The organism is Pseudomonas fluorescens, assembly GCF_001623525.1.
In the GTDB taxonomy this organism is placed as follows: domain Bacteria; phylum Pseudomonadota; class Gammaproteobacteria; order Pseudomonadales; family Pseudomonadaceae; genus Aquipseudomonas; species Aquipseudomonas fluorescens_Q.
The window spans coordinates 3,543,367-3,557,463 of sequence record NZ_CP015225.1 but is presented as its reverse complement, the minus strand read 5'-3'; the positions used below and the strand labels follow the sequence as shown (position 1 = coordinate 3,557,463).

The following is a 14,097-nucleotide window of genomic DNA, read 5'->3' as shown; positions in this document are numbered from 1 at the left end:
TCAGGCGGAAACGCGAGGGATGGTGTCATCGCTGCGCAGGGTAAAGATCTCGTATCCGGTCTCGGTGACCAGCAAGGTGTGTTCCCACTGGGCCGACAGCTTGCGATCCTTGGTGATGGCAGTCCAGCCGTCGCCCAGCACCTTGGTATCGGCGCGTCCCTGGTTGATCATCGGCTCGATGGTGAAGGTCATGCCCGCCTGCAGTTCCATGCCCGTGCCGGCACGGCCGTAGTGCAGGATCTGCGGTTCTTCGTGGAACACCTTGCCGATGCCATGGCCGCAGAACTCACGCACCACGGAAAAGCCGTTCTTCTGTGCGTGTTTCTGGATCACTTCGCCGATGTCCCCCAGGCGGCAGCCCGGCTTCACCAGTTCGATGGCCATGTACATGCATTCCTGGGTGACCTTGGACAGGCGCTCGGCCCACTCCGGCACGTTGCCGACGTGGAACATGCGGCTGGTGTCGCCGTGAAAGCCGTCCTTGATGACGGTGACGTCGATGTTCAGGGTGTCGCCATCCTTCAACGGTTTTTCGTTGGGGATGCCGTGGCAGACCACGTGGTTGATCGAGGTGCAGATCGACTTCGGGAAGCCTTTGTAGTTGAGCGGGGCCGGGATGGCTTTCTGCTCGTTGACGATGTAGTCATGGCAGATGCGGTCCAGCTCTTCGGTGGTCACGCCAGGCTTGACGTAGTCGGCGATCATCTCCAGCACATCGGCGGCGAGTTTGCCGGCGACACGCATTTTGGCGATGTCCTCGGGAGTCTTGAGGGTAACGGTCATACAGGCTCTCTCTGCGCCCGACGGCGCTGTTCAAAACGAAATGGGCGGCGGATGGGGATCCGGGCGGCCCTGAAAACGCGATTCTAACAGACGATCAGTACAATGAGCTCTCCAGGCTGGAACTCTGTGGTGAGGGGATTTATCCCCGTTGGGCTGCGCAGCAGCCCCAAATCAGGCAGCATGGTGTATCAAGTCGATTGAATCGCCTGGTATGGGGCCGCTACGCGTCCCAGCGGGGATAAATCCCCTCGCCACAAGAGGTTTTCAGATTCCATGTTCCGTTTTCGCCCTTGCTGTGGTATAAAATGCGCCGCTTTCCGGGGATGACCCCGTAAGCTTAAATCCACACACGTGTCGACACGATGACCTGGGTGCCTTTGGCTTATATAGCCGCTGGTTGGTCATTGGGATACGTGGAGGCCAAACCCGACTTATCAAGGAACTATCATGTCCCAAGTCAACATGCGCGATATGCTGAAGGCCGGTGTGCACTTCGGTCACCAGACCCGTTACTGGAACCCGAAAATGGGCAAGTACATTTTCGGCGCGCGTAACAAGATCCACATCATCAACCTTGAAAAAACCCTGCCGATGTTCAACGAAGCACTGACCTTCGTAGAGCGCCTGGCCCAGGGCAAAAACAAGATTCTGTTCGTCGGCACCAAGCGTTCCGCTGGCAAGATCGTTGCTGAAGAAGCAGCACGTTGCGGTTCGCCGTACGTCGATCACCGCTGGTTGGGCGGCATGCTGACCAACTTCAAGACCATTCGCGCTTCCATCAAGCGTCTGCGTGACCTTGAAGTCCAGTCCGAAGACGGTACTTTCGCCAAGCTGACCAAGAAAGAAGCGCTGATGCGCACCCGCGATCTTGAGAAGCTGGACCGCTCCCTGGGCGGTATCAAGGACATGGGCGGTCTGCCTGACGCGCTGTTCGTGATCGACGTTGACCACGAGCGCATCGCGATCACCGAAGCCAACAAGCTGGGTATCCCGGTCATCGGCGTTGTCGATACCAACAGCAGCCCGGAAGGCGTTGACTACATCATCCCAGGCAACGATGACGCCATCCGCGCCATCCAACTGTACATGGGTTCGATGGCTGACGCTGTTATCCGTGGTCGCAACAACGTGAATGGCGGCACCGAAGTCTTCGCTGAAGAAGCTCCGGCAGCAGCCGCTGAGTAATTGACGCCCTGGCGTTGACTCAGTAAGCAAAAAGGGGGCTTGGCCCCCTTTTTGCCACCTCGAAAACCATTTGCCGCCAGCGCAGTGATCTGTTTGTAACCTGTCGTGGCCTATAAGCAGTGGTTTTCCAGGAAGAATTGATCGCCCGTTCGATCGGGTGGAATGGTTGAAAACCTATCCAAGAGGATTTTGAAATGGCAGAGATTACTGCAGCGTTGGTCAAAGAACTGCGCGAGCGTACCGGCGAAGGCATGATGGACTGCAAGAAAGCCTTGACCAAGGCTGGCGGCGACATCGAAAAAGCCATTGATGACATGCGTGCTTCGGGCGCCATCAAGGCTGCCAAGAAAGCGGGCAACGTTGCCGCTGAAGGCGCCATCGCCATCAAGGACGACGGCAAGGCTGCCGTTCTGCTGGAAGTTAACTCCCAGACCGACTTCCTGGCCCTGCAGGATGACTTCAAGGCATTCGTCGCTGCCAGCGTCGAAAAAGCCTTCGCTGACAAACTGACCGACGCAGCTCCGCTGATCGAAGCTCAGGAAGAAGCGCGCCTGGTCCTGGTTGGCAAGACCGGCGAAAACGTCAACATCCGCCGTCTGGTTCGTGTTGAAGGTGACGTGGTCGGTACCTACCTGCACGGCAACAAGATCGGTGTTGCGGTTGTCCTGAAGGGCGGCGATACCGAGCTGGCGAAAGACATCGCCATGCACGTTGCTGCAACCAACCCTGAGTTCCTGCTGCCTTCGGACGTTTCGGCTGAAGCGATCGAGCGCGAGAAGGGCGTTTTCCTGCAGCTGAACGAAGAAAAGCTGAAAGGCAAGCCTGCTGAAATCGCAGAAAAAATGGTCAGCGGCCGTATCTCCAAGTTCCTGGCCGAAGCTAGCCTGGTTGAGCAGGCTTTCGTCAAGAACCCGGAAGTCAAGGTCGGCGACCTGGCGAAGAAAGCCGGTGCTGAAATCGTTTCGTTCACCTACTTCAAAGTAGGCGAAGGCATCGAGAAGCCGGTCGACAACTTCGCTGAAGAAGTTGCTGCCCAGGTAGCTGCTGCCAGCAAGCAATAAGACGGTTTTTACAACTGTCGCCCTGAAGAGGCTGCCCGCTTAACGCGCGCAGCCTCTTTTTGGATGGGGATGCCGATTTTTATTGGTTTCCTGTCGGAACTGGCTTACAAAGCCGTGTTCCGATGGCGCTGTGTCAGCGTCAGACTAGAGTAGACGCAGGCTGCAAACAGCCTGCAAAGAATTTTCGAAAATACGCCGCAGGAGAGATTCGCAATGGCTCAGCAGGGCAGTGGTTATCAGGCTCGCTATAAACGCATTCTACTCAAGCTTAGCGGCGAGGCCCTGATGGGCTCGGAAGAGTTCGGGATCGATCCGAAAGTGCTGGATCGCATGGCCCTGGAAGTCGGCCAGCTGGTCGGGATCGGCGTTCAGGTCGGTCTGGTCATCGGCGGCGGCAACCTGTTTCGCGGCGCAGCGCTGAGCGCGGCCGGCATGGATCGGGTCACGGGCGACCACATGGGCATGCTGGCTACTGTGATGAACGCCCTGGCTATGCGTGACGCGCTGGAGCGTGCCAATATCTCGGCCATCGTGATGTCGGCCATTTCCATGGTTGGCGTAACCGATCACTACGACCGCCGCAAAGCCATGCGCCACCTCAACTCCAAGGAAGTGGTGATTTTTGCCGCCGGTACCGGTAATCCGTTCTTCACCACGGATTCGGCCGCCTGCCTGCGAGCGATCGAGATCGATGCCGATGTCGTGCTCAAGGCAACCAAGGTCGATGGCGTCTATACCGCTGACCCGTTCAAGGACCCGCATGCCGAGAAGTTCGATCATCTGACCTACGATGAAGTGCTGGATCGCAAGCTGGGGGTAATGGATCTGACGGCTATCTGTCTCTGCCGCGACCACAAGATGCCGCTGCGCGTCTTTAACATGAACAAGCCCGGTGCCCTGCTGAATATCGTCCATGGCGGCGCCGAAGGAACACTGATCGAGGAAGTTCAACAATGATCAACGAAATCAAGAAAGACGCTGAACAGCGCATGCAGAAATCCCTGGAGTCCCTGGCGCACAACTTCGGTCGTATCCGCACCGGCCAGGCGCACCCGAGCATCCTTGAGGGCGTGATGGTGCCGTACTACGGCTCCGATACCCCGATCAAGCAAGTGGCCAACATCACAGTCAAGGATGCGCGTACCCTGCAGGTCGTGGCCTTTGAGCGCAACATGCTGGCTGCGGTCGACAAGGCCATCGGTAGTGCCGGTCTGAACCTGAACCCGACCAACCTGGGTGAGCTGCTGCTGATCTCCATGCCGGCCCTGACCGAGGAGACCCGCAAGGGCTTCACCAAACAGGCCCGTGACGTGGCTGAAGACGCCCGTGTTGCCGTGCGCAACATCCGTCGTGACGCCAACAGCCAGCTCAAGGACCTGGTCAAGGAAAAGGAAATCAGCGAAGACGAAGAGCGTCGTGCCACTGGCGAGATCGACGACCTGACCAAGAAGTACGTGGCTAAGATCGACGCGGATTTGGCGCAGAAAGAAAAAGACCTGATGGCCGTATAAGGGTCTCGTTTTCATGGAAAAGACCAAGCAGGCCGTGCCGTTCGCGGTGCCGCGCCACGTGGCGATCATCATGGACGGCAATAACCGCTGGGCCAAGAAACGCTTTATGCCTGGCGTCGCCGGGCACAAGGCGGGTGTCGATGCGGTGCGTGCGGTCATCGAGGTGTGCGCCGAGGCAGGGGTCGAGGTGCTGACCCTGTTCGCCTTCTCCAGTGAGAACTGGCAGCGTCCGGCCGATGAAGTCAGTGCCTTGATGGACCTGTTCCTCAAGGCCCTGCGTCGTGAGGCCAAGCGCCTCAACGATAACAAGATCAGCCTGCGGATCATCGGTGATCGCTCGCGCTTCCATCCTGAATTGCAGGCTGCGATGCGCGAAGCCGAGGCAGCGACTGCGGGCGCCGATCGGTTTGTCCTGCAGATCGCCGCCAACTATGGTGGGCAGTGGGACATTGCCCAGGCTGCCCAGCGGCTGGCGCGGGAAGTCCAGGCCGGGCACCTGCGCCCGGAAGACATCACGCCGGAACTGCTGCAGACCTGCCTGGCGACCGGCGACCTGCCGTTGCCGGACCTGTGCATCCGTACCGGTGGCGAGCATCGCATCAGCAACTTCCTGCTCTGGCAGTTGGCGTATGCCGAGTTGTACTTCTCCGACCTGTTCTGGCCGGACTTCAAACACGATGCCATGCGCACCGCACTGGCCGATTTCGCTTCCCGTCAGCGTCGCTTCGGTAAAACGAGCGAGCAGATCGAAGCTGGAGCCCGGGTTTAATGCTCAAACAACGAATCATCACTGCCTTGATCCTGTTGCCCATCGCCCTGGGCGGTTTCTTCCTGCTCGAAGGCGCCAGTTTTGCGCTGTTCATCGGACTGGTCGTGACCCTGGGGGCGTGGGAATGGGCTCGGCTGGCGGGTTTTCCTGCGCAGTCGGCGCGCGTGGCCTACGCAGCGGCCGTGGCGGCCATGCTGTTCATCATGTACGTGATGCCCGGGCTCGCGCCTTGGGTGTTGGGTGCCGCGGTGCTGTGGTGGGCGACAGCGACCTTCCTGGTCCTGACCTACCCGCAGACTACCCATCATTGGGCCAATGCGGCGACCAAGCTGGTGATCGGCCTGTTGATCCTGCTGCCGGCCTGGCAAGGGCTGATCTGGATCAAGCAAGACCCGCTGGGTAACTGGCAGATCATGGCCGTGATGGTGTTGGTCTGGGGTGCCGACGTCGGCGCCTATTTTTCCGGCAAGGCCTTCGGCAAGCGCAAGCTGGCGCCGAAGGTCAGTCCTGGCAAGAGCTGGGAAGGGGTCTATGGTGGCCTGGCCTTGAGCCTGGTGATCACCACTGTGGTCGGCTTCGTGCGGGACTGGACGGTCGCGCAGCTGCTGATGGGCCTTATGGGGGCCGCCTTGATCGTATTTGTGTCTGTGGTTGGCGACCTGACCGAAAGCATGTTCAAGCGTCAGTCGGGAATCAAGGACAGCAGTAACCTGCTGCCCGGTCACGGTGGCGTGCTGGATCGCATCGACAGCCTTACCGCCGCGATTCCGATCTTTGCCGTGCTGTTGTGGATGGCGGCGTCGTGAGTCGCCCCCAGCAGATCACTGTCCTTGGTGCGACCGGTTCGATCGGCCTGAGTACGCTTGACGTCATCGGCCGGCACCCGCAGCGTTACCAGGTGTTCGCCCTCAGTGGTTTCACGCGCATGAGTGAATTGCTGGCCTTGTGCATACGCCACACGCCGCGGTTTGCCGTGGTGCCTGAGGCCGCTGTGGCGCGGGCGCTGCAGGACGATCTGCGCGCAGCCGGCCTGCAAACTCGCGTGCTGGTGGGGGAGGAAGGCCTCTGCCAAGTGGCTTCCGACCCGGAAGTCGACGCCGTGATGGCGGCAATCGTCGGTGCGGCGGGCTTGCGTCCGACGCTGGCGGCGGTGGAAGCAGGCAAGAAGATCCTGCTGGCCAATAAAGAAGCGCTGGTGATGTCCGGCGCGCTGTTCATGCAGGCTGTGCGCAAAAGCGGTTCGGTGTTGCTGCCTATCGACAGCGAGCACAATGCGATTTTTCAATGCATGCCGCAGGATTTTTCCCGTGGCCTCGGCGCGGTGGGTGTCCGGCGGATTTTGCTGACAGCCTCCGGTGGCCCGTTCCGGCAGACGCCGCTGGAAGAATTGGTGCATGTTTCACCCGAGCAGGCCTGTGCCCACCCGAACTGGTCCATGGGGCGCAAGATTTCCGTGGATTCGGCCAGCATGATGAACAAGGGCCTGGAGCTGATCGAGGCCTGCTGGCTGTTCGATGCCAAGCCGTCCCAGGTCGAGGTGGTGATTCATCCCCAGAGCGTGATTCATTCCCTGGTGGACTATGTCGATGGTTCGGTGCTGGCCCAGCTGGGCAATCCGGACATGCGCACCCCGATCGCCAATGCCCTGGCCTGGCCGGAGCGCATCGATTCGGGTGTTGCGCCGCTGGACCTGTTCGCCATCGCTCGCCTGGATTTCCAGGCGCCCGATGAGCAGCGTTTCCCCTGCCTGCGCCTGGCGCGACAGGCGGCCGAGGCGGGCGACAGCGCACCGGCCATGCTTAATGCCGCCAATGAAGTGGCGGTTGCAGCGTTTCTCGATGGACGTGTCCGTTACCTCGAGATCGCGAGTATCATCGAGGAAGTCTTGAATCTCGAGGCCGTGGTTTCGGTCGATGACCTCGACACGGTATTTACGGCGGATGCCAGGGCTCGTGAATTGGCGGGCCAATGGCTGCAGCGCCACGGGCGTTGAAGCTGCGATACGTTAGCCAGGGTTGCCCTGGACAGGATTGCGGAGAAAACAGATGAGCGCGCTCTATATGATTGTCGGCACCCTGGTTGCCTTGGGGGTGTTGGTCACATTTCACGAATTCGGTCATTTCTGGGTCGCGCGGCGCTGTGGCGTCAAGGTCCTGCGTTTTTCCGTGGGCTTTGGCATGCCCTTGCTGCGCTGGCACGACAAGAAAGGCACCGAGTTCGTCGTGGCGGCCATCCCGCTGGGCGGCTACGTCAAGATGCTCGATGAGCGAGAAGGTGAAGTCCCGGCAGACCAGCTCGATCAATCCTTCAATCGCAAGACCGTCCGTCAGCGTATTGCCATCGTCGCCGCGGGGCCGATCGCCAACTTCCTGCTGGCCATGGTGTTTTTCTGGGGCCTGGCCATGCTGGGCAGCGAGCAGGTGCGTCCGGTCATCGGTGCGGTGGAGTCGGGTAGCGTTGCCGCCCGTGCCGGGTTGGGTGTCGGGCAGGAAATCGTCGCTATCGACGGCGAGCCGACCTCGGGCTGGGCGGCGGTCAATCTGCAACTGGTGCGTCGCCTGGGTGAGAGCGGTTCGTTGCAATTGATGGTGCGCGAGCAGGGCTCCACGGTGGATTCGCCTCGCGAACTGATCTTGGACAACTGGCTCAAGGGCGCCGACGAGCCGGATCCGATCCGGTCCCTGGGGATCCGGCCATGGCGTCCGGCGATGCCACCGATACTCGCCGAACTCGATCCGAAAGGCCCGGCCCAGGCTGCTGGTCTGAAGACCGGCGATCGGTTGCTGGCCCTCGACGGCCAGCCGGTCAGCGACTGGCAACAGGTGGTCGATTCGGTTCGTGTACGTCCTGATACTAAAATTGTGCTGCGCATCGAGCGCGACGGTGCTCCAATCGATGTCCCGGTGACCCTGGCCGCCCGTGGCGAGAGCAAGGCACCGAGCGGTTACCTGGGGGCGGGCGTCAAGGCGGTCGACTGGCCACCGGAAATGATTCGCGAGGTCAGTTTCGGCCCGGTGGCGGCGATTGGCGAGGGTGCGCGTCGTACCTGGACCATGAGCGTCCTGACGCTGGACTCGCTCAAGAAAATGTTGTTCGGCGAGCTCTCGGTAAAAAACTTGAGTGGACCGATAACCATTGCTAAAGTGGCGGGCGCTTCTGCCCAGTCGGGCGTCGCTGATTTCCTGAATTTCCTTGCTTATCTGAGCATTAGCCTGGGGGTTCTGAATTTGCTGCCCATCCCGGTACTGGATGGGGGGCATCTGCTGTTTTATCTGATCGAGTGGGCGCGTGGTCGTCCCTTGTCGGATCGGGTGCAAGGTTGGGGGATACAGATCGGTATCAGCTTGGTGGTCGGGGTCATGTTGCTTGCCCTCGTCAACGATCTGGGTCGTCTGTAACGCTTCGCTGAATTGCGAATCTGCCGCATTTTGCGGCAGTTTGTTTATTGCCAGTTGGAATAAGAAAGGACTTCATGAAACGTCTGCTGCTAACTGCGGTTCTCACCGTATTGATGATCGCCGAAGTTCACGCCGAGTCCTTCACTATCTCTGATATTCGCGTCAATGGCCTCCAGCGGGTCTCCGCGGGTAGCGTCTTTGGTGCCTTGCCGTTGAACGTCGGCGAGCAGGCGGATGATCGGCGCCTGGTGGAATCCACGCGTGCGCTGTTCAAGACCGGCTTCTTTCAAGATATCCAACTGGGCCGTGACGGCAATGTCCTGGTCATCACCGTTGTCGAGCGCCCGTCGGTCGCCAGTATCGAGATCGAAGGCAACAAGGCGATCTCCACTGAAGACCTGATGAAAGGCCTCAAGCAATCCGGCCTGGCCGAAGGCGAGATCTTCCAGCGTGCCACCCTCGAAGGTGTACGTAACGAACTGCAACGCCAGTACGTTGCCCAGGGTCGCTATTCGGCCACCGTCGACACCGAAGTGGTGCCGCAACCGCGCAACCGCGTCGGCCTGAAGGTCAACATCAACGAAGGCACTGTGGCAGCCATCCAGCACATCAACGTGGTGGGCAACACGGTTTTCCCTGACGAAGACCTGATCGACCTGTTCGAACTCAAGACCACCAACTGGCTGTCGTTCTTCAAGAACGACGACAAGTACGCCCGTGAAAAACTCTCCGGTGACCTGGAGCGCCTGCGTTCCTACTACCTGGACCGCGGCTACATCAACATGGACATCGCCTCGACCCAGGTGTCCATCACCCCGGACAAGAAGCACGTCTACATTACCGTCAACGTCAACGAAGGCGAGAAATACACCGTTCGTGACGTCAAGCTCAGCGGCGACCTGAAAGTGCCTGAAGACCAGGTCAAGTCGCTGCTCTTGGTGCAGAAGGGCCAGGTGTTCTCGCGCAAGCTGATGACCACCACCTCCGAGCTGATCACCCGCCGCCTGGGTAACGAGGGCTACACCTTCGCCAACGTCAACGGCGTGCCACAGCCGCATGATGAAGACCACACCGTCGACATCACCTTCGCCGTGGACCCGGGCAAGCGTGCCTACGTCAACCGCATCAACTTCCGTGGCAACACCAAGTCCGAGGACGAAGTGCTGCGCCGTGAAATGCGCCAGATGGAAGGCGGTTGGGCCTCGACCTACCTGATCGACCAGTCCAAGACCCGCCTGGAGCGCCTGGGTTTCTTCAAGGAAGTCAACGTCGAGACCCCGGCAGTGCCCGGTGTCGATGACCAGGTGGATGTGAACTACAGCGTCGAAGAGCAGGCTTCCGGCTCGATCACTGCCAGCGTCGGTTTTGCCCAGAGTGCCGGTCTGATCCTCGGTGGCTCGATCACCCAGAACAACTTCCTGGGTACCGGTAACAAGGTCAGCATCGGCTTGACTCGCAGTGAGTACCAGACCCGCTACAACTTCGGTTACGTGGACCCCTACTGGACCGCTGACGGCGTGAGCCTGGGCTATAACGCCTTCTACCGTACCACCGACTATGACGAGCTCGATTCCGATGTCTCCAGCTATGCAGTAGACAGCTTGGGTGCCGGCGTCAACGTGGGTTATCCAATCAGCGAGACTTCGCGGCTTACATTCGGTCTCACCGCCCAGCAGGACGAGATCAGCACTGGCCGCTATACCGTTGACGAGATCTTCGATTTCGTCGAGAAAGAAGGCGACAAATACCTGAACTTCAAGGCGTCTGCCGGTTGGTCCGAGTCGACCCTGAACAAGGGCGTGCTGGCGACCCGTGGTCATTCCCAGAGCCTAGTCCTGGAAACGACTGTGCCGGGTAGTGACCTGTCGTTCTTCAAGCTCGACTATCGTGGCCAACTGTTCCAGCCGTTGACCGACAACTACACCATGCGCCTGCACACCGAACTGGGTTATGGCGACGGCTACGGTTCGACCGATGGCCTGCCGTTCTACGAGAACTACTACGCCGGTGGTTTCAACTCGGTGCGTGGCTTCAAGGACAGTACGCTCGGGCCGCGCAGTACGCCGAGCCGGGGAGCGAGTGTCACGGGTAACACTGGTACAATCCGTGATCCGGACCAGGATCCGCTGCCATTCGGCGGTAACGTCCTCCTTCAGGGTGGCGTGGAGTTGCTTTTCCCAATGCCGTTCGTCAAGGATCAGCGCTCGCTGCGCACTTCGGTATTCTGGGACGTCGGTAACGTATTCGACTCCACATGCGAAGACACCACTACTTCTAACGGGGGCAACTCCAATACGGAGTGCAACGACATCAGCCTGAGCAACCTGGCCAGTTCCGTCGGCGTGGGCGTGACCTGGGTCACCGCGCTGGGCCCCTTGAGCTTCGCATTGGCGATGCCGATCAAGAAACCGGATGACGCTGAAACCCAAGTGTTCCAATTCTCCCTCGGCCAGACGTTCTAAGCGCCTGACCCAAGATAACGACAATGGATTTTGTAGGAGTACATCGTGCGTAAGTTGACTCAATTGGTTCTCCTGGCCACCGTGCTGGTCGCCGGTCCGGCTTTTGCCGACATGAAGATTGCCGTGCTGAATTATCAGATGGCCCTGCTGGAATCCGACGCAGCGAAGAAATACGCCGTGGATGCGGAGAAGAAATTCGGTCCGCAACTGACCAAGCTCAAGGGCCTGGAAAGCAGCGCCAAGGGCATTCAGGATCGTCTGGTAGCCGGTGGCGACAAGATGGCCCAGGGTGAGCGTGAGCGTCTGGAGCTTGAATTCAAGCAAAAGGCCCGTGACTTCCAGTTCCAGTCCAAGGAGCTGAACGAAGCGAAAGCTGTTGCCGACCGCGAAATGCTCAAGCAACTCAAGCCGAAACTCGACAGCGCCGTGGAAGAAGTCATCAAGAAAGGTGGTTTTGACCTGGTGTTCGAGCGTGGCGCAGTGATCGATGTCAAGCCTCAATACGACATCACGCGCCAGGTAATCGAGCGCATGAATCAGCTGAAGTAATCCATGACAGCGACTATCAAGCTCGGCCAGTTGGCCGAGTTCCTCGGCGCCACCCTGCGTGGCGACCCGGAGAAGGCAATTACTGGGCTAGCCACTTTGCAAGAGGCTGGCCCAGCTCAGTTGAGCTTTCTGGCAAATCCTCAGTATCGCAAGTATCTGGCCGATAGCCGGGCCGCCGCGCTGTTGCTCAAGGCCGCTGATGCCGAAGGGTTTGCCGGCGATGCCCTGATCGTGCCCGATCCGTACCTGGCGTATGCGCGAATTTCCCATCTGTTCGATCCCAAGCCCAAGTCGGCTGCTGGTATTCATCCCAGCGCGGTGATCGCGGCGGATGCCGTGGTCGACCCCACGGCCAGCGTCGGTCCGTTCGTGGTCATCGAAAGCGCGGCCCGCATTGGTGCGGGTGTCACGCTGGGTGCCCATTGTGTCATTGGCGCACGCAGCGAGATCGGTGAAGGTGGCTGGCTGGCCCCAAGGGTCACCCTGTACCACGATGTCCGCATCGGCAAGCGCGTGGTGATTCAATCCGGCGCGGTGTTGGGCGGCGAAGGCTTCGGTTTCGCCAACGAGAAAGGCATCTGGCAGAAGATCGCCCAGATCGGTGGCGTCACCATTGGCGATGACGTGGAGATCGGCGTCAACACCGCGATCGACCGCGGCGCCCTGGCCGACACGGTCATCGGCAATGGCGTCAAGCTCGACAACCAGATCCAGATCGCCCACAACGTCCAGGTCGGTGATCACACCGCCATGGCCGCCTGCGTGGGCATCTCCGGCAGCACCAAGATCGGCAAGCATTGCATGCTCGCCGGTGGCGTGGGGCTGGTGGGCCATATCGATATCTGTGACAACGTGTTCCTGACCGGGATGACCATGGTGACCCACTCGATTACCGAGCCGGGTGCCTATTCTTCCGGTACGGCCATGCAGCCGGCAGCCGAATGGCGCAAGAGCGCGGCGCGTATCCGCCAGCTCGACGACATCGCGCGGCGCCTCAAGCAGGTGGAAAAGCGTGTAGGGGACGTGACCCCTGGCGGTAATGCTTCATCAGATGGCTGATACCATTTCCATATCAAGTGTGCACAGCCGTTAGGGCATCTTGATTTGCTAGCGGAGTGCGCGTCACTCGTGCGCTCCCAATCTTTACATAGGCTTCCCCCCGAAATGATGGACATCAACGAGATTCGCGAATACCTGCCTCACCGTTACCCGTTCCTGCTGGTGGATCGGGTGGTGGACCTGGACGTTGAAGGCAAGCGCATTCGCGCCTATAAGAATGTCAGCATCAACGAGCCGTTCTTCAATGGTCACTTCCCCGCGCATCCAATCATGCCGGGCGTATTGATCATCGAGGCGATGGCTCAGGCTGCCGGGATCCTTGGTTTCAAAATGCTCGACGTAAAGCCTGCCGACGGCACGCTCTATTACTTCGTCGGCTCCGACAAGCTGCGCTTCCGCCAGCCGGTCACCCCGGGCGATCAGTTGATCCTCGAAGCCAAGTTCATCAGTTGCAAGCGCCAGATCTGGAAATTCGAATGCCAGGCTTCGGTCGACGGCAAGCCAGTCTGCTCCGCTGAAATCATCTGTGCGGAACGCAAGCTATGAGTTTGATTGACCCTCGCGCAATCATCGACCCGACGGCCGTTTTGGCCGCCGATGTCGAGGTCGGCCCGTGGTCGATTGTCGGCGCAGGTGTGGAAATCGGCGAGGGTACGGTGATCGGTCCCCACGTAATTCTCAAGGGACCGACCCGGATTGGTCGGCACAATCGCATCTACCAGTTCTCTTCGGTAGGCGAGGACACGCCCGATCTCAAGTACAAAGGTGAAGAAACCCGTCTGGTCATCGGCGATCACAACGTGATCCGCGAAGGTGTGACGATTCACCGTGGCACCGTTCAGGATCGTTCCGAAACGACCCTGGGCGACCATAACCTGATCATGGCCTATGCGCACATCGGCCATGACAGCGTGATTGGCAACCATTGCATCCTGGTCAACAACACCGCCCTGGCCGGCCATGTGCACGTGGACGATTGGGCGATCCTGTCCGGGTTCACCCTGGTGCACCAGTATTGCCATATCGGCGCCCACAGTTTCTCTGGCATGGGCACTGCCATCGGCAAGGACGTCCCGGCCTATGTCACGGTGTTCGGCAACCCGGCCGAAGCCCGCAGCATGAACTTCGAAGGCATGCGTCGTCGCGGTTTCAGCGAAGAGGCGATCACGGCACTGCGTCGCGCCTACAAGGTCGTGTATCGCCAGGGCCTGACGGTCGAACAGGCACTTGCCGAACTGGCCGAGGCTTCAGCGCAACACCCGGAAGTGGCGATCTTCCGCGATTCCATACAGTCTTCGACCCGCGGCATCACTCGCTGAT

At 59.7% G+C, this 14,097-nt stretch carries 14 protein-coding genes; 13 read left to right on the top strand and 1 reads right to left on the bottom strand.

Annotated elements, in window-relative coordinates; translation table 11 throughout:
* Positions 1-783 (bottom strand): type I methionyl aminopeptidase, encoded by a 783-nt coding sequence (gene map / locus TK06_RS15355; protein ID WP_057448350.1) that lies wholly within the window; start codon positions 781-783, stop codon positions 1-3.
* A 447-nt stretch (positions 784-1,230) separates the two neighbouring features.
* Between map and rpsB the strand changes: the two genes are divergently transcribed.
* From rpsB to lpxA, 13 genes are all read left to right on the top strand, one after another.
* On the top strand, positions 1,231-1,968 hold the full coding sequence (gene rpsB, locus TK06_RS15350; RefSeq protein ID WP_003198231.1) for a 30S ribosomal protein S2: 738 nt from the start codon (positions 1,231-1,233) through the stop codon (positions 1,966-1,968).
* A 194-nt stretch (positions 1,969-2,162) separates the two neighbouring features.
* Positions 2,163-3,029 (top strand): translation elongation factor Ts, encoded by an 867-nt coding sequence (gene tsf / locus TK06_RS15345; protein WP_063322766.1) that lies wholly within the window; start codon positions 2,163-2,165, stop codon positions 3,027-3,029.
* Positions 3,030-3,242: 213 nt separating this feature from the next.
* Positions 3,243-3,986, top strand: a complete 744-nt coding sequence (gene pyrH / locus TK06_RS15340; RefSeq protein WP_003198235.1) for a UMP kinase — start codon at positions 3,243-3,245, stop codon at positions 3,984-3,986.
* Positions 3,983-4,540 (top strand): ribosome recycling factor, encoded by a 558-nt coding sequence (gene frr / locus TK06_RS15335; protein WP_063322765.1) that lies wholly within the window; start codon positions 3,983-3,985, stop codon positions 4,538-4,540. Before pyrH ends, frr begins: the two co-directional genes overlap by 4 nt.
* 13 nt (positions 4,541-4,553) lie before the next feature.
* Positions 4,554-5,309 carry a polyprenyl diphosphate synthase gene (uppS, locus tag TK06_RS15330; protein WP_063322764.1) on the top strand — a complete coding sequence of 252 codons (756 nt, stop codon included), beginning with the start codon at positions 4,554-4,556 and terminating at the stop codon, positions 5,307-5,309.
* Positions 5,309-6,115: a phosphatidate cytidylyltransferase gene (locus TK06_RS15325; protein ID WP_063322763.1), complete on the top strand. Its 807-nt coding sequence runs from the start codon at positions 5,309-5,311 to the stop codon at positions 6,113-6,115. The genes uppS and TK06_RS15325 overlap by 1 nt, the downstream gene beginning before the upstream one ends.
* Positions 6,112-7,302 carry a 1-deoxy-D-xylulose-5-phosphate reductoisomerase gene (gene ispC / locus TK06_RS15320; protein ID WP_063322762.1) on the top strand — a complete coding sequence of 397 codons (1,191 nt, stop codon included), beginning with the start codon at positions 6,112-6,114 and terminating at the stop codon, positions 7,300-7,302. Before TK06_RS15325 ends, ispC begins: the two co-directional genes overlap by 4 nt.
* A 52-nt stretch (positions 7,303-7,354) precedes the next feature.
* Positions 7,355-8,707: an RIP metalloprotease RseP gene (rseP, locus tag TK06_RS15315; protein WP_063322761.1), complete on the top strand. Its 1,353-nt coding sequence runs from the start codon at positions 7,355-7,357 to the stop codon at positions 8,705-8,707.
* Between the two features lie 74 nt (positions 8,708-8,781).
* A complete protein-coding gene (gene bamA, locus TK06_RS15310; RefSeq protein ID WP_063322760.1) occupies positions 8,782-11,169 on the top strand; it encodes an outer membrane protein assembly factor BamA in 2,388 nt (795 codons plus the stop codon).
* A gap of 45 nt (positions 11,170-11,214) precedes the next feature.
* Positions 11,215-11,718 (top strand): OmpH family outer membrane protein, encoded by a 504-nt coding sequence (locus TK06_RS15305; RefSeq protein WP_003184901.1) that lies wholly within the window; start codon positions 11,215-11,217, stop codon positions 11,716-11,718.
* Positions 11,719-11,721: 3 nt separating this feature from the next.
* Complete coding sequence (gene lpxD / locus TK06_RS15300; RefSeq protein WP_060738995.1) at positions 11,722-12,777, top strand: UDP-3-O-(3-hydroxymyristoyl)glucosamine N-acyltransferase; 1,056 nt, start codon at positions 11,722-11,724, stop codon at positions 12,775-12,777.
* Positions 12,778-12,882: 105 nt separating this feature from the next.
* Positions 12,883-13,323, top strand: a complete 441-nt coding sequence (fabZ, locus tag TK06_RS15295) for a 3-hydroxyacyl-ACP dehydratase FabZ (protein WP_003184897.1) — start codon at positions 12,883-12,885, stop codon at positions 13,321-13,323.
* Positions 13,320-14,096, top strand: coding sequence for an acyl-ACP--UDP-N-acetylglucosamine O-acyltransferase (lpxA, locus tag TK06_RS15290; protein WP_003198252.1), 777 nt, complete (start codon positions 13,320-13,322; stop codon positions 14,094-14,096). The genes fabZ and lpxA overlap by 4 nt, the downstream gene beginning before the upstream one ends.
* The last annotated feature ends 1 nt before the right edge of the window (position 14,097 follow it).